This is a genomic window from Mycobacterium parascrofulaceum ATCC BAA-614, assembly GCF_000164135.1.
Taxonomy (GTDB): Bacteria; Actinomycetota; Actinomycetes; order Mycobacteriales; family Mycobacteriaceae; genus Mycobacterium; species Mycobacterium parascrofulaceum.
In genome coordinates this window covers 2108270-2114107 of record NZ_GG770553.1, presented here as the reverse complement: position 1 = coordinate 2114107, position 5838 = coordinate 2108270, and the positions used below count along the sequence as shown (strand labels likewise).

The following is a 5838-nucleotide window of genomic DNA, read 5'->3' as shown; positions in this document are numbered from 1 at the left end:
TGCTCCGGATGGACCAGGGTCCGCGTTTCCGGCGCCAGCACCCACCCGGCGGCGGCGACCACCAGGACAACCCCGCTGATGCCGAAGCCCCAGCCGAAGCTCAGCTTCTCGGCGGCCCAGCCGACCGTCACGGAGCCGACGATGGCACCCAGGTCCGACAGCATCTGCACCGCCGCCACCGGAAGGCCCGCGCGCGCCTCGTTGCCGAGGATGTCCGCCACCGCGGCCTGCATCGGCGACATGAAAATGCCTGTGGTGGCACCGGATACGGCCGCGGCGACCATGAACGCGGGCAACGTCGACACGACCCCCAGCGCGGCGGTCGCCACGCCGGACGTCGCCAGGCCGATGATCAACAGCGCGCGCCGGCCCATCCGGTCGGACAGATAACCGGCGGGGACTACGGCCAGGGCGTTACCGGCCGCGAACGCCGCGAGGGCCACGCCGATCATGCCGACGCTTTCCCCCATCACGTCGGAGAGAAACAGCGGCACCAGCGCGACGCGCAGACCGAACGCCGCCCATCCGGTCGCGAAATTGGCCAGCAGCGCCGCCCAATACGCGCGGAAACGCAGCGCTTGGCGCATCGTCACCGTCGACCGCGTCGGCGGCGGGGGCGCGGCCAGCTCCGAATGCCGCAGCCCGTAGTACAGCACCACGCAAACGCCCAGCATCGCGACGCCGTACACGATGAACGGCGCGGTCAGCCCCCACCCCGCCGTCAGCCCGCCGATCGCGGGACCGCCGACCGCGCCCACCATGAACGACGTCGTGAACAGCCCCGCGATCCGGCCGCGCGCGTCCGGCGGGCTGATGTGGATCATCAATCCCAGCGCCGAGACATAAAACATCGTCGAGCCGATGCCGCTGATGGCCCGGAAGGCCAACAGCTGCCAATAGGCCTGCGAATACGCGCACGCGATGGTGGACAACGCGACGATCAGCAAACCACCGATGTAAATCCGCCGCTCCCCCAGCCGCTGCACCAGCGCCCCACTGACCGGTGCGAAACACAGCCGACTCAACGAAAAGACGGTGACCAGATAAGTCACCGCCTTGATGCTGACCCCAAAGGTATGAGCGAAAGCGGGCATCGCCGGCGAGATGACGCCATAGCCCAGCGCGACCATGACATTGGCCCAGCTGAGGATCCAGACTTCGCGCGGCAGCGGGGCGTTACGGGACCTGCTTTCCCCCGAGCGGGCAAGGCGGAGGGAAATGGTCACCCAATGACTTTATTAACCACCTCGCGCGCGGCTTCTTGCACCTCCGCCAAATGCTCGGGTCCGTGGAAAGATTCCGCGTAAATCTTGTAGACGTCCTCGGTTCCCGACGGCCGCGCGGCAAACCATGCGTTGGCGGTCGTCACCTTCAACCCGCCCAGCGCGGCGCCGTTTCCGGGCGCGGCGGTGAGTTTCGCGGTGATCGGTTCGCCGGCCACCTCGGTCGCGGTCACCTGCTCGGGCGAGAGCTTGGCCAGCCGCGCCTTCTGGTCCCGATCGGCGGGCGCGTCGACGCGCGCGTAGCTAGGGGTGCCGTACTCGGCCGTCAGTTCCCGGTAGCGCTGCGACGGGGTCGCCCCGGTGACGGCCAGGATCTCCGAGGCCAGCAGCGCCAGGATGATGCCGTCCTTGTCCGTGGTCCACACCGAGCCGTCGCGCCGCAGGAACGACGCCCCCGCGGACTCCTCGCCGCCGAAGCCGATGGTTCCGCCGATCAGCCCGTCGACGAACCACTTGAATCCGACGGGCACCTCGACGAGCTTGCGGCCGATGCCGGCGACCACGCGGTCGATGATCGACGAGCTGACGGCGGTCTTGCCGACGGCGATGCCGTCCGGCCACGACGGCCGGTGTGTGTAGAGGTAGTCGATCGCCACCGCCAGGTAGTGGTTCGGGTTGAGCAGCCCCGCGTCGGGGGTGACGACGCCGTGGCGGTCGGCGTCCGCGTCGTTGCCGGTGGCGATCTGGTAGCGCTCTCGGTTCGCAATCAACGAGGCCATCGCGTCGGGTGAGCTGCAGTCCATCCGGATCTTGCCGTCGTGATCCAGCGTCATGAACCGCCACGTCGCGTCGACCAGCGGGTTGACCACGGTCAGTTCGAGACCGTGCCGCTGGGCGATCTCCCCCCAGTAGTCCACGCTCGCCCCGCCCAACGGGTCCGCGCCGATCCGCACCCCGGCCCCGCGGATCGCCTCGACGTCGACCACGTTCGGCAGGTCGTCGACGTAGGTGCCCAGGTAGTCGTGGCGTTGGGCGGCCCGCAGCGAGCGGGCCAGCGGCACCCGCTTCACCGGGGAGCCCTCGCGCAGAATCTCGTTGGCGCGCTTGGCGATCGCGTTCGTCGCGTCGGTGTCGGCCGGTCCCCCGTTCGGCGGGTTGTACTTGAAGCCGCCGTCCGCCGGCGGGTTGTGCGACGGCGTGACGACGATCCCGTCCGCCAGCGCTTCGGTGCGGCCGCGGTTGTAGGCGAGGATGGCGTGGCTGACCGCCGGCGTCGGCGTGTAGCGGTCGCGCGAGTCGATCATCGTGACGACGTCGTGGGCGCCCAGCACCTCCAGCGCCGACACCCACGCCGGTTCCGAAAGACCGTGCGTGTCACGGCCGATGAACAACGGGCCGGTCGTGCCCTGTGCGGCCCGGTATTCGACGATGGCCTGGGTGATGGCCAGGATGTGCGCCTCGTTGAACGCGCCGACCAGTGCCGACCCGCGGTGGCCCGACGTGCCGAACGCCACCTGCTGGGCGACGTCGTCGGGATCGGGCTGAATCGAGTAGTAGGCGGTCACCAGGTGAGGCAGATCGACAAGGTCTTCGGGCTGGGCCGGTTGACCGGCTCGGGGGTGGGCCATGGTTATCAATTCTGCCCGTGATCAAGCCCTCCCACTCGCCGGGCACGTTCCCGACTTCTCAGGTACTTCCCGGGTTCACACTCTGGTCAGCCTTCCCCTTAGGCTGCTAGCGACCGGCGCGCACCGAAGGGGCTCACTCGTGGCACACGATTATCGGGAATTGGCGGCGATTTTCGCCGGCGGGGGGCTCGGTACGTTGGGGCGCGCCGCCTTCGACGCCATTGTCGACCGCGACCCGCATCACTGGCCCTGGCCGACGTTCACCGTCAACATCGTCGGCGCCTTCCTGGTGGGCTACTTCACCACCCGACTCCTGGAGCGGTTGCCGCTGTCGAGTTATCGGCGCCCACTGCTGGGCACCGGACTGTGCGGTGGACTGACCACCTTCTCGACGATGCAGGTCGAGACGCTGAGGATGGTCGAGCACGGTCATTGGGTCCTCGCCGGGAGTTACACGGTCGTCAGCATCGTCGGTGGCCTGCTCGCCGTGCATCTGGCCACCAAAATGGTTCGCCGGGTGAGGGTGCGCGGATGACGGCCTCCGTCGTCACCACGGCCCTCGTCTGGGCCGGCGTCGTCGTCCTCGGCGGGGTCGGGTCCGTGCTGCGCTTCATGGTCGACCGAGCGGTGGGCAGCCGGACAGCCCGGGCCTTTCCGTTCGGCACGTTGGCGGTGAACGTCAGTGGCGCAGCGCTTCTCGGCTTTCTCGGCGGCCTGGCGTTGAGCAGGCACGCGGCGCTGTTGGCCGGCACCGCGTTCGTCGGCGCGTACACCACCTTCTCCACCTGGATGCTGGAAACCCAGCGCCTCGGCGAGGAACGCCAGGTACGCGTGGCGGTCGCCAACCTGATCGTCAGCGTCATGCTGGGTGAAGCGGCGGCGCTACTCGGACTGAAACTCGCCGAGCAGCTCTGAGTCAGCTTGCGGGGACGTCGTCGGGCGTGCGGGGCAGCACGTAGAGCGCCATCCGGCGGTTCGCCATGTCGTGCTCGCCCAGGAAGACGCACCCGCCCCGCTCGCAGAACGTGCGCGCCAGGACGTTTCGGTGGTCCGGATCGAACATGATGCGCCGGCATCGCGGGTCGAGCCCGAAGACGCCGCCCACCAGATGCGGCAGCAGGTAACTGACGTGTCCCCGCTTGATGTAGTCCAGGTCGGCCACCGCGACGTGCAGGCCCAGATCGTGGGGATGGTGGTCGTAGCGCCTCGCGATGGAATCCTTTGCCGCCCGGTATAACTCGATGTACGCGCGCGGGACCGCGTCGTGGGTGGCGATGAACGGGCGGGAGAAGGCGCCTTCGAGTTGCGCGCGCAGGTACCGATGCCAGCGCGCGACCGGCCAGGCGGATTCCCACGCCTCCACCAGGTGCGGCCGGCTCATCCACTCGGCGATCATCTCCGCGTCGGCGTCCGGGTCGACGAGACGCAACCCGTACGGATCGGGCAACCCGGGTATGGGCGGTGGCGGGACAGCGCGGACCTCCCCGGAAATGTCGGTCAGCTCCCGCGGGAGAATCGGATCGGCCTCGCTCATCGGCGCTCGAGCCTGCTCATGCGGGTGCCGCAATCATCCACCGCCCAGCCAGCGTCGAGACCCATTCGGCCGCCGCCTCGGGCCGGTTCGGGGGCGACTCGACCAGAACCAATTCGTCGACGCCCAACTCGGTGAGGGCGGCGAGATCGCCGACACCGGGATTGCGCAGCGCCACCGACAGCCGCAACTGCCGGCGATCGCGCCCCGACTCGGCGCATAGCTGCTCCAGCTTGGTGACCCGGTCGCGCGCGGCCTCCGGCCCGTCGATGTTGAACCCGTACCAACCGTCGCCCCAGGCCGCCACCCGCCGCAGCGCCGATCGCTGTTGCCGCCAACCACAATCGGGATACCGCGATCGCGCACCGGCTTGGGGTTGACCCGAATCGAATCGAAGCGGACGAAGTCGCCGGCGAATGAGGCGACGTCGTCGCGCCACAACGCGCGCATGGCGGCAACGTATTCCGCGGTGCGCGCGCCCCGACGGGCGAACGGCACTGACAGCGCGGCGAATTCCTCCCTTGACCACCCGATGCCCACCCCCAGCGTCAAGCGCCCACCGCTCAGTCGATCCAGGCTCGCGGCCTGCTTGGCCATCACCACCGGATTGTGCTCGGGCAGCAGCAGCACGCCCGTGGCCAACCCGATCCGGGAGGAGGCGGCCGCTGCGAAGCTCAGTGCAATCGTCGGGTCGAGCCAATCCGCTTGTGCCGGAACGGCGATGACACCGTCGTCGGAGTAGGGATAGCGGGAACCCGATCGGTCGACCATGACGACGTGTTCGCCCGCCCACAACGTGGCGAAGCCGCACTCGTCAGCCGTCGACGCGACGGCGTCGATCACCGCGCGATCGGCGCCCGCACCGATGCCCAGTGCATGCAATCCCAGCCGCACCGCACGATCGTCTCACGGGTTCAGCGGGTTTTCAGGAGCTTCGCGAGGACGGCGGCCTGGCTGATGTCGACGGCGCGGGTGGCGGTGACCAGGGTGACGACGCCGCGTTTGGCCAGCTGGCAAACCTCCTCGAGCGCGGGGCTGCCGCGGAGTTCCGCCTGGTAGCGCGCAGCAAATTCGTCGAACAGTTCGGGCCGGTGTTGGTACCACTCGCGGAGGTCCTTCGACGGCGCGACGTCCTTGCGCCAGATCCCCACCCGTGGGTCGTCCTTGCGTATCCCCCGGGGCCAGACCCGGTCGACCAGCACGCGCTGGCCGTCGTCGGGAGTGACGTCGTCGTAGACCCGCGCCACTCGAATCCTGGCGCTCACCCTTGTCAGCGTAGGCGCGGGACGCTTGTCGGTCACCCCCGTTATCATCGAATGTATGTTCGAATGCTTACCGGAGATCGACCCGTCGGCCGACGAATCGACGCTGATCGATCAGATCGCCGAGCTGGAGACGGTCAAGTCCGCGGCGGCCGCGCGCCAGGCGCGGGCGACGGCCGCTCTGGATGCTTCGC

Annotated in this window: 6 protein-coding genes and 1 pseudogene; 2 read left to right on the top strand and 5 right to left on the bottom strand. The window is 68.8% G+C overall.

All coding sequences use genetic code 11. The annotated features are described in order from the left end of the window. Both HMPREF0591_RS09960 and pgm read right to left on the bottom strand, forming a co-directional pair. Positions 1–1130, bottom strand: a 1130-nt coding sequence (locus HMPREF0591_RS09960) for an MFS transporter (RefSeq protein WP_040621539.1), incomplete at its 3' end; no start/stop codon positions are given. A 92-nt stretch (positions 1131–1222) separates the two neighbouring features. Continuing rightward, positions 1223–2851, bottom strand: a complete 1629-nt coding sequence (gene pgm / locus HMPREF0591_RS09955; RefSeq protein ID WP_007168376.1) for a phosphoglucomutase (alpha-D-glucose-1,6-bisphosphate-dependent) — start codon at positions 2849–2851, stop codon at positions 1223–1225. A 139-nt stretch (positions 2852–2990) separates the two neighbouring features. Between pgm and crcB (HMPREF0591_RS09950) the strand changes: the two genes are divergently transcribed. Further along, positions 2991–3386 (top strand): fluoride efflux transporter CrcB, encoded by a 396-nt coding sequence (gene crcB, locus HMPREF0591_RS09950; protein ID WP_007168375.1) that lies wholly within the window; start codon positions 2991–2993, stop codon positions 3384–3386. Continuing rightward, on the top strand, positions 3383–3766 hold the full coding sequence (crcB, locus tag HMPREF0591_RS09945) for a fluoride efflux transporter CrcB (RefSeq protein WP_007168374.1): 384 nt from the start codon (positions 3383–3385) through the stop codon (positions 3764–3766). Before crcB (HMPREF0591_RS09950) ends, crcB (HMPREF0591_RS09945) begins: the two co-directional genes overlap by 4 nt. A gap of 1 nt (position 3767) precedes the next feature. On the opposite strand, the gene HMPREF0591_RS09940 is transcribed toward crcB (HMPREF0591_RS09945), so the two are convergent. The 3 genes and pseudogenes from HMPREF0591_RS09940 to HMPREF0591_RS09930 all read right to left on the bottom strand — a co-directional run bounded on the left by HMPREF0591_RS09940 (position 3768) and on the right by HMPREF0591_RS09930 (position 5695). Next, complete coding sequence (locus tag HMPREF0591_RS09940) at positions 3768–4385, bottom strand: GNAT family N-acetyltransferase (protein ID WP_007168373.1); 618 nt, start codon at positions 4383–4385, stop codon at positions 3768–3770. A 16-nt stretch (positions 4386–4401) separates the two neighbouring features. Then, a pseudogene (locus HMPREF0591_RS09935) lies at positions 4402–5276 on the bottom strand (LLM class F420-dependent oxidoreductase). A 20-nt stretch (positions 5277–5296) separates the two neighbouring features. After that, positions 5297–5695: a DUF488 domain-containing protein gene (locus HMPREF0591_RS09930; RefSeq protein ID WP_007168371.1), complete on the bottom strand. Its 399-nt coding sequence runs from the start codon at positions 5693–5695 to the stop codon at positions 5297–5299. Positions 5696–5838 lie beyond the last annotated feature (143 nt).